Annotated in this window: 17 protein-coding genes; 5 read left to right on the top strand and 12 right to left on the bottom strand. The window is 53.7% G+C overall.

The window, feature by feature from the left end; translation table 11 throughout:
• Positions 1–110: 110 nt before the first annotated feature.
• Positions 111–848 (bottom strand): hypothetical protein, encoded by a 738-nt coding sequence (locus HBO11_RS03800; RefSeq protein ID WP_170058798.1) that lies wholly within the window; start codon positions 846–848, stop codon positions 111–113.
• 23 nt (positions 849–871) lie between these two features.
• A complete protein-coding gene (locus HBO11_RS03795; RefSeq protein ID WP_170058797.1) occupies positions 872–1,216 on the bottom strand; it encodes a phage holin family protein in 345 nt (114 codons plus the stop codon).
• 316 nt (positions 1,217–1,532) lie between these two features.
• Between HBO11_RS03795 and HBO11_RS03790 the strand changes: the two genes are divergently transcribed.
• Entirely contained in the window at positions 1,533–3,437 is a 1,905-nt protein-coding gene (locus HBO11_RS03790) for a hypothetical protein (RefSeq protein ID WP_170058796.1), read from the top strand.
• Between the two features lie 77 nt (positions 3,438–3,514).
• Here HBO11_RS03790 and HBO11_RS03785 read toward each other — a convergent pair whose 3' ends face one another.
• The 7 genes from HBO11_RS03785 to HBO11_RS03755 form a co-directional block, all read right to left on the bottom strand.
• The gene (locus HBO11_RS03785) at positions 3,515–3,904 is read right to left on the bottom strand and encodes an antiterminator Q family protein (protein ID WP_170058795.1); all 390 of its coding nucleotides are present in this window, start codon (positions 3,902–3,904) and stop codon (positions 3,515–3,517) included.
• Between the two features lie 296 nt (positions 3,905–4,200).
• Positions 4,201–5,529 carry a site-specific integrase gene (locus tag HBO11_RS03780; protein ID WP_170058794.1) on the bottom strand — a complete coding sequence of 443 codons (1,329 nt, stop codon included), beginning with the start codon at positions 5,527–5,529 and terminating at the stop codon, positions 4,201–4,203.
• Positions 5,526–5,834 carry a DUF1364 domain-containing protein gene (locus HBO11_RS03775; RefSeq protein ID WP_170058793.1) on the bottom strand — a complete coding sequence of 103 codons (309 nt, stop codon included), beginning with the start codon at positions 5,832–5,834 and terminating at the stop codon, positions 5,526–5,528. The genes HBO11_RS03780 and HBO11_RS03775 overlap by 4 nt, the downstream gene beginning before the upstream one ends.
• Entirely contained in the window at positions 5,831–6,040 is a 210-nt protein-coding gene (locus HBO11_RS03770) for a hypothetical protein (protein WP_170058792.1), read from the bottom strand. Before HBO11_RS03770 ends, HBO11_RS03775 begins: the two co-directional genes overlap by 4 nt.
• Positions 6,033–6,722 carry a replication protein P gene (locus HBO11_RS03765; protein WP_170058791.1) on the bottom strand — a complete coding sequence of 230 codons (690 nt, stop codon included), beginning with the start codon at positions 6,720–6,722 and terminating at the stop codon, positions 6,033–6,035. Before HBO11_RS03765 ends, HBO11_RS03770 begins: the two co-directional genes overlap by 8 nt.
• On the bottom strand, positions 6,719–7,477 hold the full coding sequence (locus HBO11_RS03760) for a helix-turn-helix domain-containing protein (protein ID WP_170058835.1): 759 nt from the start codon (positions 7,475–7,477) through the stop codon (positions 6,719–6,721). Before HBO11_RS03760 ends, HBO11_RS03765 begins: the two co-directional genes overlap by 4 nt.
• A gap of 456 nt (positions 7,478–7,933) precedes the next feature.
• A complete protein-coding gene (locus HBO11_RS03755; RefSeq protein ID WP_170058790.1) occupies positions 7,934–8,140 on the bottom strand; it encodes a Cro/CI family transcriptional regulator in 207 nt (68 codons plus the stop codon).
• Positions 8,141–8,245: 105 nt separating this feature from the next.
• Between HBO11_RS03755 and HBO11_RS03750 the strand changes: the two genes are divergently transcribed.
• The 3 genes from HBO11_RS03750 to HBO11_RS03740 all read left to right on the top strand — a co-directional run bounded on the left by HBO11_RS03750 (position 8,246) and on the right by HBO11_RS03740 (position 10,387).
• Positions 8,246–9,025 (top strand): S24 family peptidase, encoded by a 780-nt coding sequence (locus HBO11_RS03750; protein WP_170058789.1) that lies wholly within the window; start codon positions 8,246–8,248, stop codon positions 9,023–9,025.
• 375 nt (positions 9,026–9,400) lie between these two features.
• A complete protein-coding gene (locus HBO11_RS03745) occupies positions 9,401–9,784 on the top strand; it encodes a LuxR C-terminal-related transcriptional regulator (protein WP_170058788.1) in 384 nt (127 codons plus the stop codon).
• A gap of 318 nt (positions 9,785–10,102) precedes the next feature.
• Positions 10,103–10,387 carry a hypothetical protein gene (locus HBO11_RS03740; RefSeq protein ID WP_170058787.1) on the top strand — a complete coding sequence of 95 codons (285 nt, stop codon included), beginning with the start codon at positions 10,103–10,105 and terminating at the stop codon, positions 10,385–10,387.
• 421 nt (positions 10,388–10,808) lie between these two features.
• Here HBO11_RS03740 and HBO11_RS03735 read toward each other — a convergent pair whose 3' ends face one another.
• Together HBO11_RS03735 and HBO11_RS03730 are read right to left on the bottom strand one after the other, a co-directional pair.
• A complete protein-coding gene (locus tag HBO11_RS03735; RefSeq protein WP_170058786.1) occupies positions 10,809–11,459 on the bottom strand; it encodes a hypothetical protein in 651 nt (216 codons plus the stop codon).
• Positions 11,460–11,530: 71 nt separating this feature from the next.
• The gene (locus HBO11_RS03730; protein ID WP_170058785.1) at positions 11,531–12,043 is read right to left on the bottom strand and encodes a hypothetical protein; all 513 of its coding nucleotides are present in this window, start codon (positions 12,041–12,043) and stop codon (positions 11,531–11,533) included.
• 47 nt (positions 12,044–12,090) lie between these two features.
• Here HBO11_RS03730 and HBO11_RS03725 point away from each other — a divergent pair, with 47 nt between their 5' ends.
• Positions 12,091–12,870, top strand: coding sequence for a DUF2786 domain-containing protein (locus HBO11_RS03725; RefSeq protein ID WP_170058784.1), 780 nt, complete (start codon positions 12,091–12,093; stop codon positions 12,868–12,870).
• A 61-nt stretch (positions 12,871–12,931) separates the two neighbouring features.
• Here HBO11_RS03725 and HBO11_RS03720 read toward each other — a convergent pair whose 3' ends face one another.
• The gene (locus HBO11_RS03720) at positions 12,932–13,165 is read right to left on the bottom strand and encodes a hypothetical protein (RefSeq protein WP_170058783.1); all 234 of its coding nucleotides are present in this window, start codon (positions 13,163–13,165) and stop codon (positions 12,932–12,934) included.
• Between the last annotated feature and the right edge of the window lie 48 nt (positions 13,166–13,213).

The following is a 13,213-nucleotide window of genomic DNA, read 5'->3' as shown; positions in this document are numbered from 1 at the left end:
AGTACCTTTGGTTTCTCGTCCAGGCCTACCTGTCAAGCGAAAGCGGCGATGAAATCCGAAGAAAAGGCCATTTTTGTCACCTTTTCTTTGACTTCTGGCGACTATAGCCATCAACGAGCCGAAGCCATCGCTTCAGCCCAGGCGGTGGCTGCGTCAGCCTGATAGTTCGCGTTGACGATGTTCTGCCCGATCTTGAAGAACGGGAAAATGGTTCGATACCTGGGCGCTGACTCGCTGAAGATGAACACCGGCCGCACTGCATCGCCCATGCCCATCGACTTGCGCTCCCAAACACCCTGCGTGCCTTCAACATCACCTGAGAAGAAACGATGGGCGTTGCCCTTGCGCCGACTTCGAGCACTGCCACTGGCGTTTGCCTGATAGCCCCGCGTCGACTCAGCAGCACCAAGGCCCGACAGGATCTTCAGCATCGTGCCGCGTGACACGTTGCCGTACCGATTCATAAAAGCCGTAGTGGGTACGGCGAATTGACCACTGCGCATGTTGCCGCGCGCTATCAACGATTTTTCGAAACGCTTGTGAGGCCGCAGACCACCACTCACCGCCTGCTGTAGGTAAGTGTCAGCAGGAATGCCCGACGCCCATGAGTCTTTGAAGTAGACCTCAGCGGCTCGCGCCTTGGTGGCCATCTTTACGAACAGGCTATTCAGCGTGGTCGGGGTTGGCCGGTCCAGGCGTTTCTGCATAACCGTGATTGTGCCCTTCTTGACACGTTGGGCCAGTAAGGTCGCGGTGCGTGCCATCACAAATGGGATTTGCTTTTTCTCCAGCTCGCGCATGCCCGCAGAAACGGGGAACGCGTCCAGCGACATGTCAACCTTGAACATCGTCCCTTCCCTGCTCTGTCGATCTACTGACTGTCAGTGGTGCGGCCTGAGGACGGATCGCTAACGCCCGCCTTGCGCGCCAAGAATTGCGTGTACAGGCCACCAGCAACATCCGCGCCTATCACGGCGATTACGATGCCCAAACCGGCCGCAAGGTAAAGGTTGTTCCAAAGGGCCATTGCAAGCAGCAACGTTGCCATACCCAAAAGTCCAGAAGCGAGAAAGCGCAGCGCTACCCGCTGAAGGATTTGGCGAAGGCCCAGGTCGCTGCCTGATGCGCGAAGCATTTCTCCAGACAAACCGGCGAGGCTCAGCAGAACCAACAACCACAAAGGTACATCGGTCAGCGCCTGATGCTCGGAGTTCATCTTGAGTCCTCAAATAGGACGGCCTCCACGAGTCTGGCATCCGCTTTATGCAAGGAGACAGTCGTGAGGCCGAAAACAAAAAAGCCCCGCTCTTAGCGGGGCTCAAAAAAAAGAAATAACAAGCCTGTCTTAATGATTCGGTTTGACAAGCGCGTGCTGCATCCACAGCCATTCACGCTGGTATAAAAACAGATCTATTCCGCGCGGAAAAGTACTTTCTGCACAGCACATATGCGATTATCGATCTTAACGTCAGCCCCAGTCTGCGTCCCAGCTACACGCCCAAATCTAATCAGGATTACGCCAGGAGATACCCATGACTAAAAATCCGAAAAGGATGTCAGATGAAACATCGAACCAGGACGGAAGAAACAGGGTGAAAACAGAGTCCCATCTGAAACTTTATATTGACTACTACAAGACAAAAATCAACCCCGGCTATGGTGTTTTAATAACTGGCGAGTGGGGCTCGGGCAAAACATACCAACTTAAAGAAACACTTACCAAAGACGAAATGCATTACATAAGCTTATTCGGACTTCAAACAACTGAAGAAATATATTCAGCCGTATTTGCAAAAATGTTCCCTCTAAAATCAAAAATCAAAAATGCAGCAAGCGGCGTCGGAGAAACCGGAATTGACTTAGGCTTTGGTTCCATAAGTGCTGGGGGAATTCTTTCAGGCATAGCAAATGCGGTCATCCGCGAAAAAGTTGACGCTGATAAAATATTAGTATTTGATGATTTAGAAAGATGCAACATCAACTTCAAAGACCTCCTGGGAACATTTAACAAGTACATTGAACATCACAATTGTCGCGTGATAGTCATCGCTCATGACTCCAAAATAGAAGACGAGCTTAAAGAAAGTAAAGAAAAGGTTTTTGGACAGACGATTAAAGTTATTCCCCAGACACAAGACGCATTCCAACACTTCACATCCGAGCTCAAAAATAGCGAAATCAAGCGATTAATAATCAACTCAAAGAATGATATCCTCGGAATTTACGACCAATCAGAAACACACTCACTTAGAGTACTTAAATACACGATCGAGGATCTTGAGAGACTTCTATCCTCACTATCTAATCTACACTTAAAAAACAATGAGGCAATTTCAGAATTAATTTGCTTTTTTACCGCATTAAATTTAGAGGTCAGATGCTCGAGAATGAGCCAAAAGGATTTATCAGGGAGAGCGCTCACGGCGATAAAATTTAGAACCCGCAGTGACCAAGAGGTCGAAAAGACTCAATATGAGCCAAATCTAATCACAGCTTCAAAACGATACACCGAAATTCAGCTAGACAATCAAATATTAAGTGACTCTGCATTAATAAATACGCTTATTAATGGAAACTACATTTCGGCCGAAATTCAAAAATGCATCAACAATTCACCACACTTCTTCAAAGCAACCGAAGTCAAGCCATGGCTGATTTTCATGCACTTCGACGACATTGACGAAGAACAGTCAAAAAAAGCATTCGACACACTTCAAAAACAATTTTCCGATAGATCAGTCATAAATATTGGTGAAATGTTACATCTATTCGCATTTCGGTATTTATTCGCAGACATCGGACTAACTAAGATGACCTTCGAAGAAGTCGAATGTGAAAATATGAAATACATGCACGACCTGATACAAGAAAAACGGTTTCCCGTCCCCAACATTGGCTTTGAGCGTAACTATGACTTCTCCTATGAAACATACGAAGGTTATGCTTTTTGGGTCAAGCGATCGTACAGAAACCATTTTGACAGAACAGTAGACCATTTGAAATCCAGTCAAAAACAAGTGCTCAACAACGCACTTCCACATGAAGCCAACAAACTGCTTGAGTTAGTACTCAACAACGGGATGGAGTTCGCCGAAAACGTTACCAATACACGTAGCGGTGACAATACATTCTCCGAAGTGGAAATCCTGCATTTAATACCAGCAGAGAAATTTGTTGAAGCATGGCTAGCATCTCACCCAAGAAACTGGTCACACATATCTCGAGCGCTTAACAGAAGATATTCAGGCGGCCTACTGAGTAAAATGCTAAAGTCTGAAGCGCCATGGGCATTAGATGTCGTCAAACTACTTGAAGACAAACGATCCAACACTGAAGCTCCTTTAGTCAAAGAGAGAATCGACAGAACGATTCCAGAGAAACTAAAGAGAGAAGCTGAACGCGCATTAAATATAATCTCATCAGGTGCAGTCAACTAAAATCCTCAAACCAGATGACGATATGACGCACCTAAATCTACCGCATACCATATCGTCATCGCACTTCAGAATTTCACTCAAGCCAATTTACGCACTTCACTAACAGCGCAGTCGACCCAAGCAGCACCGGCCCTCGCCAACTCACGTGCTTTCCCCTCACTGAGTCCAAAATACTTCCCCACTCGCAACATTGGCCACTTTTCGCCGTAGTACAGCCAAATCACGTCTCCCATCTGTTGGTCCCGATGAGTGAGTCTGGCCACAGCATTATCAATAGCTAGGGCCCACTCATCTGTTATGCAGTAATTCTTACTAGCTGAAACCTGTGCTACCGCTTGCCGCATCAGGGCCAAAGTAGGAGACGTGTAACCCGGCACACCCATCCCGTCCATTCTCCACCATCCCCATTGTTCAAGCAGGTATTCGGTATCCCCCAATGGCCGGCCTGCCGGTTTTCGAATCATCATGCTCTCAATCCCCTGTGTAATTTGTTCCGCCTGCTCCCAGACGGTTTGGTTGCTCGTATTGGCTCTGTGGCCCTATTGGTGCTGGAGGCGTGCTTAACGCCAAGACTTCACGCTGTGCCTGTTGCAATTTGAAACTCAACTGGGTGACCAACTCGTCGACAGAAAGCACCAACTTGGTCCCCTGAACAACCCAACCTGAGCCGTTGCAATCCGTGCAAACCAGCTCATAAAACACCCCCGTAACTACCGCCCTACCCTTGCAAACCGAGCAGGGTTCAAGCTCGATCCGCTCCCGCTTAAAGCCAGGCACCTGTAGTTTCTGCACGCTTTAAAACCTCGCCCTTAACAAATTGTGGTTCTGGCTCGCAGGCCCCGCCGTTCAAGGCGTCTACGATGTTTTGCGAATCTTCATATCTAACGCCTGTCTGCATGTGGATCGCCTTGAAGCCACGCTGATCTAGCCAGTTGTGCCACTTCACCAGGGCCAGGCGGCGCTGCTCCTTGGCCTGGGTGTTGATGTAAGTGGAAGCGATCTTGCCCAGCGAGTGGTTGAGCAGCATCTCGCCGATGTGGCCGTCGACGCCGAGGTCAGTCCACGCGGTACGGGCCACCTTGCGCAGGTCGTGACTGGTCCAGGCGCCCTGCCCTAGCCGTGTGAATACCGCGCTCGCCTGGTTGTCGCTGAGTGCCTTGCCCCGACGTGAGGGAAACAGGAGCGGCCCCTCGTAGCCCCGGGCGTTTTGCCGGGTGCGGTATAGCTGTAGGAGCGAGCACACCTGATCGGTCAGTGGCACCCGCAGCTCGGTCTTGGTCTTGGTGTGTTCTGCCGGGATGAACCACTCACGCTCTGGCAGCGCGATATCGGCCCAGCGGGACTGACGGGTCTCACCGATCCGGGTGCCGTGGCACAGCATCATCAAGGCCAGCATCGCGTCACCCGGCGCACTGTCGAAGCGCTCGGCCAACAGGTTCACCAGGTCCTGCAACTGCACGTCACGCAACCGCGCCGGCTTGGGCAGGATCCGCGCCGTGGTGAAGTTGACGAACTTCATTTCCGCCATCGGGTTGACCGGGATCAGGTCCAGCTTACGGGCCTGACGGAACGCCACCGCGAGCAGGCGGTACAGCTGCTGCACGTAGGACAGCGACAGTTCAGCCTGCGCCGGCCACATCAGCAGCTTGTCGAGGGTCTGGGCGCTCACGTCGCGCAGCAGTAGATCGTCCAAACGCGGCTTGAGTTGGCAACTGATAGCCGACTTGCCCGCAGCCCGGCGCTTGTCGGACAGCGAACGCGACTTGGCCATGCGATCACCGAACCAATCGAGCAGTTCACCCACGGTCACCCACCCCGAAACGCTGGCCGCGCCGTCGGCAGCTACCCGCAGGCGCACCGCCGGCAGTGCGGCGATCACCTGCTTGGTATTCAGGTCGGGAAAGCCGCCGATGCGATGCCATTTGCGCTTGTAGAGCAGGTACCAGGAGCCGCGCGCGCGATTCTTGGCGAAACGAAAGTGCAGCGACGGGTGGCCGGCGTCCCGCAGGTCGCGCACATGCTCAAGCTTGGCATTGCGGGCGATCTCGGCATCCGACAGCTTCACCGTCAGGGTTTTGATTTGGGTGCTCAAACGCTCACCTTTCCTTCTTTGATCAAAATGGCCTGAGTCCGCAGGACGGCCTCGGCGTGATAGAGGCGGATCTCGTCGTAACTCATGCCCAGGGTGTTTCGGTTGGTGCGGCCATCGCTCAGGCTGTGGCAGTACTCGCAGGCCCAGGCCCCAATCAGGTCCGGCGGCTTCATGCCCGTTCCGCAGTTCCCCGCCAGGCGGTAATGGGCCAACACAGCGGTTTCGGTGTCGCCTGGGCAGTCCGGCAGACGGACCTGGCAATCTCGACCGCGCGCGGCCTTGGTCAGCTTGGTCTGGCGGGTCATGGGGCAACCTTCTGGGAGGTACGCAAATCAATCACTTGGTACGTCTCAGGCCACATCCCGCAGCCGTATCGAGCAGCCATGTTGCGGTCAGCGAAAAGCGCCAGGGCATGGTCCGGTGTGTCGCCCAGGTCGAACTTGAACGAGCAGCAAAAGACCGCGTATGGGTACAGGCGGGGGTCGGGCGTTGCCAGAAGACGATCAACCACGGGAGCCTCCGGCGCGGCATGCGCGCAGTTCGGCCAAGGCCCTATTGCCTACATCGGGGGTGATTTTTGGTTTTGGTGCAGCAAGCTCGGCAACCGGAACGGGCTCAAGACTCTCGCCCTGCCAGATTCGACGGCATTGGTTTAGATACTGCTTTTCGAAGCTCGCCAGGCCCAGCTCACGGGAGAGCAGCGGCAGGCTGTGGAAGCCGGTGGCCGCCGTTGCGTGGTATACGGCTGGGTGATACCACTTCGAACAGTTGCGCATGGCGGGATGACAGTTGCGGAGTGCCTGAGCGTAAGCAGACTCGACACTCGGAAGGCCCAAGCCTTCAGGGGCGAAACACCAACTGACAAAAACACCAGGGGCCGGCACAAAAGCTGACTTGCTCGCACTCACTACCCGCATGCCGTGATCGATCTGTTCCATACGGCTGATGCCTGAGCGCATGAACTCTCCCAGCCACTCAAGCTTAGAGGCGTTCATGACAGCCTCGGTGGGCCAGGACTGTCGCCAGGCACCACATGCCCCGCGCAACCGGAGGAACAGGTCGTCGATGACTGCCTGAGTGGCAGGATCGACAGGAACAATGGCCTGAGCCTGGTCAGGGCCCTGGTAGGTCGGATCGCATTGACGGCGAGCAACCAGACGGCTTGCCACGACAGGTTTGTTGGCTCGGTTCATAGCCGTACCCCTTTCGATGCCCAGTCCTCACCGGCGGGCCCCTCTTCCACCGAGGCGGATCCCGCGGCCTGGGCTCGCTCGCGCTTGATCCAGCCGACCAACTTGAAGCACCAGCCAGCAGCGGTATCGAGTACGGATGTTTTGGCGACGAAGAAACCTTTGAAGCCAGCCAGCAGTTCGTCGGTCATCGAGTCGACTGGCAGGCCCGCGATTTTCAGTTGAGTCTGCAACGCGTGTTCCGACGGAACGAAGTCGGCGAACATGGCGAAGCGCTGGCGATCACCCTGGGACTCCAGGGCCTGGCGATCTTGCTCGGCAATCAACTCCGCAAGCTCGCGCTGCTGCTCTTCGGTTAATTGATGGTTAGATGATGTATTGGGTGCAGTGGCTGCACCCCGTTCTGTCGCAGGCTGCACCCCGTCCTGACCAAGGCTGCACCCCGTTACATCTGGACGGGGTGCAGTTGCTGCACCCCGCTTGATCATGAGGTCATACACCACCGGGCGGCGGTCATGACGGTCGATGTACACCGCGGCCAATGCCTGATTTCCGCGAACGATCAGGCCGCACTCTTCCAGCAGATCAAGCTTGATACGGACTGTTCGCTCGGAAAGACCAGTGTCATCGGTAAGGGTTTTTGCCGACGGGAACGCACCAGCACCATTGGAGCCGGCGTAGTTGGCCAAGCACAGCAATACATGCCGAGCGCTGGAATCTTTGAGTGACTGGATGGGCAGAGAAAGCGCCCATGACATTGCTTGGACGCTCACAGCGAGTTCACTTTGATAATTTGATTGACCGCAGGGGATGGAATTGTGTGTCGCGACACCTTTTCAGGTTGTGCCGAAGGTGTCGCGGAGCTCCTGAAGGTGTTGACTGTTCTGTCTTGATTGATCATTATTGACCCCGCTAAACGTTGTACTGAACCGCCCTGCCAGGCGGTTTTTTTATGCCTGCGATTCAGGCGTTATGGGTGTCCGTCCAACAAGCACGGGAACTGATCGAGGTACTGCAAAGATCGGTGGATAAGGTAGAAAGCTCCGGTTTATCGTCTCCCCCGGGTCCGAAACACTGACCATAAACGGAGCGTTCTGAATGGGCGCTCCCGCCTCTCCTTTCTTAGCCATCTCTATTCCCTTCCTATGCACTGTATGAATTAACAGCTGACGTCGAATCGCTTCTGCCTCTGAGGAATTCGCCAGATAATTGCCTCACTCGACAACACCGAACCGTGCAGCCTGGGATGGAAAAGGTCGCAATTCAGTCGCTTTGAATGTTCCATCAGGGTTCTCAATGACGCGGATGTCCCTTCCTACCGAGATGGCTTTGTGTATGGCTGGGGGGGACACTCGTAGCTGCCTGGCGGCTTCCGACTGCCCCTTGCTGGCAACAAACTCATCGAGCGAGCTTTCTTTCATGGTCGTGCCTCAAATTACCTTTAGGTCGATATTAACCATCTGTTAATTATTATTCAATACCGATGGTTTCTTCCAGCCATTAACCAGTGGTTATAGATTGAGTGCATGACGAAGAAACGAATCCTCCCGCCAGACAGGCTTGCCGAGTGCGTTGCCGCTCACGAGCTTTTCCTGGCAAAGAAAAACGAATTGAAGCTGAGTCAGCGGAAAATCGCGGATGCGGCCGGGATGACTCCGTCCGCCGTGAACCTCTACTTCAAAGGCATCAATCCACTAAACGCTCAGTTCGCAGCAGTTCTATCAGAGCAGATGCAGGAGCCGGTTGAGCGCTTCAGCCCTAGGCTCGCAGAGGAAATTGACAAGCTCACCAGGGCTGCGACAGAGCGCACTGCCGCGGTGAGCAACGCAGTCTTGGTCGGCCCAATGGATGTTTGGGACGATGACACGCCACTGGATGACGACGAGGTCTACGTGCCATTCCTAAAGGAAGTGGAACTGTCCGCAGGTACGGGACGGACCGCTATCGAGCAGTCCTCCAAGCAAAAGCTTCGATTCGGAAAAAAGACCCTTCGGCGCCAGGGCGTTCAACCCTCAGAAGCGGTCTGTGTAACTGTCGCGGGCAACAGTATGGAGCCCGTGCTACCTGATGGAAGCACCGTAGGTGTTGATCGCGGCACAACATCAATCACTGATGGAAAGATGTATGCGCTAGACCACGGCGGTCAGCTTCGCGTCAAAACCCTCTACAGGCTCCCGGGCGGCGGAGTAAGAATGCGAAGCTTCAACCGGGAGGAGCATCCCGACGAGGAGTACACACCGGCCGACATGCTCAAGAATGAAATCGCTGTGCTTGGCAGAGTCTTCTGGTCCTCAGCTCTCTGGTGATAGCGCGCACGACAAAATAATCCCGCCTTTGAGCGGGATTTTTTTCGCCAGCCAAAAATAGTTAACCATCGGTATTGACCGAATTAATAAACCGATGGTTAACTACATCCATCGCCGGATAACAACCGGCCAGATGGAAGGCAGCGATGAACCGGCCTCAACGGTTCAGAGGGTTGGCAACTGACCCGGGTGTGCAGCGTAAAACACCAAGACGAGTTATCCAGCGGGAGAACAAGCCGAAAGGCCCGCGGCTGGACGAACAATTTGATGGCGCCGGCGGCAGCGCCAGTAGCGGGAAGCCGGCAAGCGACACCAGAAGATTTCACGTCAGCGCCTGTATCGGGCGCTTTCGGAAAACAACCGGGAGTCACAACGATGGAAGCAACAATCGTTAACGGCGCATGGAAGGGTCATCTCGGCCGTGGTCTTGCGCCGCGAGAGCTTCAGTACTTGCTGTCCGCTGCCCAGGGCAAGACGGCAAAGGAAATAGCCAGGCAGTACGACGTGGCGGCCTGCACCGTAGCCAAGCGACTTTCCTGCGCCATGTTCAAGCTTGGCGTGAATCGCCAGACCGCGATGGTGGCCGAGGCCATGCGCCGGCAGATCATCTCGCCGATGTGCTTTGTCCTGGCCAGCCTGATCGCCATGCACGCAATGATCGGTGACGACGCGATGCGCCGTGATCGCCGAACACCGGAGCGCCGTACCGCCCAGGTGCGGATGGTGCGCCGGGCCGAGCAGCCAGTGCTGCTGGCATAACCCCTTTCTTCAATCGGTCGAATCCAGGGGATGCCCACGGTACGGGCAACCAAGCCAGATACATGCCGGGCGGTGCCGGCCGACCGAACAACTCAGCGCGGAGGATTGGCAGCCATGTAAACCACAACACACCCTAGACGCCAAAGCGTCGACCGCGTGACGTAGGGAGGTCTACGAAGCGCACCGAAAGCCCGGGGAATCCTCGGGCTTTTTTACATCTCGCGTTTACCCGTCAGCACCCTCCCCTGGGGCCACCGGCACCCACCAGGCGGTCAGGGTGCTGACGAATACACGCCAACCAACATCGAGGGTCGAGCCATGCATCCATCCATTCAACAACGGTCCGAAGGGCTTGCGGCCCTCCGTATCCGAGCCTCCATCGCCACCAGCGCCCTGTTCGCCTTGATCGGCAAGGAGCAGCCAGTGCAAGAGATTCGTTACCAGGTGATCAACAAGGGCAAAGGCGCCTATCACGTCGTAGAGCGCGCCACCGGCAAGGTCATGGGCATTTGCTTCACCTGGAAGGCGGCCATCAATCGCTCTCAGGTGCTGGAGGCTCGCGCAGACGGAAAAAAGATCAATATTGCAGGCTGGCAGCCGTGATCAGCTTACCAATAACATATCTGCGACACACCACTATTGCTCCCCACCATATCGACTTTCAGCGTGATCCTCGCTGAAGTTGATCCACTCCCGAAAGGCCTCCGCATATTCCGTCCTAAGCCTGTCGTACTCCAGTAGATCAACGCCTGATGGCCGAGGTTTTTTTTCAAGAAAGCTCAGCAGAGCTTGGTGGCATTCACCGCTCCTTCTAGATAACACGACAACTTGATTCCAGTAGTCCACGAAGTTCATCCCCCCTCCCTGAGCCGACTATGATGTCGGTAACTCGCAATACCCTACATTCACCCGGATGGCTATCGCGATTTGCTCCGCATCCAGGCTCAACAGTAAAGCTATACGTTGATACAATCGCAAGACAAAGAACCGAAAATATTTAAAATATCAACCGAAAAATATCCAGCTAGCGCAGTAATTTTTCTCTGAGGTAGGCTTCAATCTGCCCTATGCCAGCTACAAGTTCGTGATGAAAATGGTCATCCGCCGTATCAATCTCATACAAAATATCTCTTCTTTTCTTTAAAATTTGACGATATGCCAATTGCATATCTTCGTCCTTTGGATCCATAGATATAAGAAATGAACGAACATGTAAGTATAGCTCTCGCTCAAGTTTAAATATAACGTTGATTCTCCTTTGAAGCTCTCCTCCCCAAACCGCCTCAGCCTCTACAAGAGCCACGTTCAAGGAGTTTTTCGTTTGATTCAACCTCTCGAATCTACGAGTGTAAGCTCTCCGATTTTCATTAATATTTTTAAATTTCGGATCATCATCAGGCTGCTCATCTTTAGCTGGTTCCAGCTCATAACTAAAGATCATTGGATCCCTGACTTTCCTGATAGAGTCTCGGTATCCATATAGTGCAATTAGCAGACGCCTAGCCAAATCATGGTCCGCAGTGCCTTTAGTTTGCAACCGCCAAGTTTTCAAGCCACTTAATCCTATATAAGCGGCAAAACCAACACCCACAACACTAATTACCGTCCCTATAATATCAAAAACATCCTTGGTGACATCCCAATCTAAGTCTGTAATTGCCAAGCACATAGACATACACACCCCTTATCCGTAAAGACACCTTCATATCTCGTACTCTGTCAGCGCCATCAAGAGCGACACAGCATTTACTTAAGAGCGCTTTCCATGTTATTTAAATTTTCAATGGCGTTATCTATACAAGAAAAATGATCTTTTAGAGACTCTAAGCTAAACAAAACTCCATCTTCTAAATCCAAAATCTCTTGCATTTTATGACTCAAACGATCCACTCCAAGCCGAGCCCCCAAAACAACTCCGAAAATATCAGAGTCCATTCCAGGACCAAATGTCAACTCTCTAATCTCACCGTGAAGCCTTTCCAAGCGAGCAATATCGATCTTTATTAACCGATGACTCGGCCTAGAGTCGCTTAGCGATTTCGCGATCTTTTCGACGATATCTCCTGAGTTTGACAAAACCCATTTGCAACGAACAATCGCATCTCTTCTTGCGTACTTCTCGGATCTTTTACGAAATCTGGAATCAGAACTCGAAATCCATATCGCCACTAAGATTGCTGCAATCGAACCGGCTGCCTGCACCCAAGATGCCAGGCTTGGATGGCTTTCTATCCAGCAAGAAATAACTTCCCAACTCATAACCCACTCCCCTGTAAATCCCGGAACTATACCGGCGAGGCCCCTCTATGTCCGCACAACAGATCGACGAAAAGAAGCTCGAACGCGCGATCCGCAAGATCAAGCACTGCTTAGCACTTGCCCAGAGCGCCAACGAGAACGAAGCCGCGACAGCGCTTCGGCAGGCCCAGGCATTGATGCGCGAATACCGGCTGACCGAAATGGATGTGAAGTTGAGCGACGTAGGTGAAGTTGAGTCCGCCCTGTTCCGCGCCAAGCGTCGACCAGCGTGGGATCAGCAGCTGAGCATCGCCGTAGCAGACGCGTTCAGCTGCACAACCCTGCGGCGCCGGACGTGGTGTTCCGCAAAAGGCCAGATCATTGAGTGCGCGACATTCGTCGGCGTTTCTCCCGCCCAGAACATCGCCCTGTACGCGTATGAGGCACTGCACACCAAGCTTACTCAGGCGCGCAAGGAGTACTGCTCGGCCGTCAGGTCAGGAGTCCATCGCAGCCGGTATTCGGCAGAAACTGCCGGTGATCACTTTGCGCTGGCGTGGGTTTGGGAGGTCCAGTCGAAGCTGAAAGCTCTTGTGCCTCAAGGCGACGATGATCCGCTCGGGCACCCAGCCACCGGCCAAGGCCTGGTCGCGGTTGAGGCGCAGGACAAGGCATTGATCAGCGAATATCTTGCTACCCAGGAAATCGGGAAGTCCAGGAAAGGCAAGGCGGTAGAGCTGGACCTAAACGCCCAGATCGCCGGGATGCTTGCTGGCAGCAAGGTGGAACTGCACGCCGGCATCGCGCGTGGTGGAGAGGATATCCTCGCGCTATCCGCAATCGCCTGATCCCCCTCCCCTCAACCGCCAGGGGATGGCCAGACCGGCACTCACCATGCCCGCAGAAAACCTATAGGCCCGCCTCAGCAATCAACCGGGCCCCGACCTCACGCCCAGCCACCTGCGCCAGCCCACGGTCAACATAGATTCGGTCGCCAGCAACAACCGGCACCACCACCTCACCACCACGCTTTACCTCGACGTTGATACGCCAGGTCTCCCGGCCTTCCTCGTCCTTGTCGCACTCCATGTAGTTCCAAACCTGAAAGCCTTCGATCTCATCGTAAATATCGTGCTTGGTCATGGTCCTGCCCATTTAGAGGAAGGGGCCATCGTAGCTCAAAGCCAGCCG

The organism is Pseudomonas sp. WS 5010, from assembly GCF_012985565.1.
GTDB lineage: Bacteria > Pseudomonadota > Gammaproteobacteria > Pseudomonadales > Pseudomonadaceae > Aquipseudomonas.
Note: the sequence above shows the minus strand (reverse complement) of the source record. Positions and strands in the feature narration are given on the sequence as shown.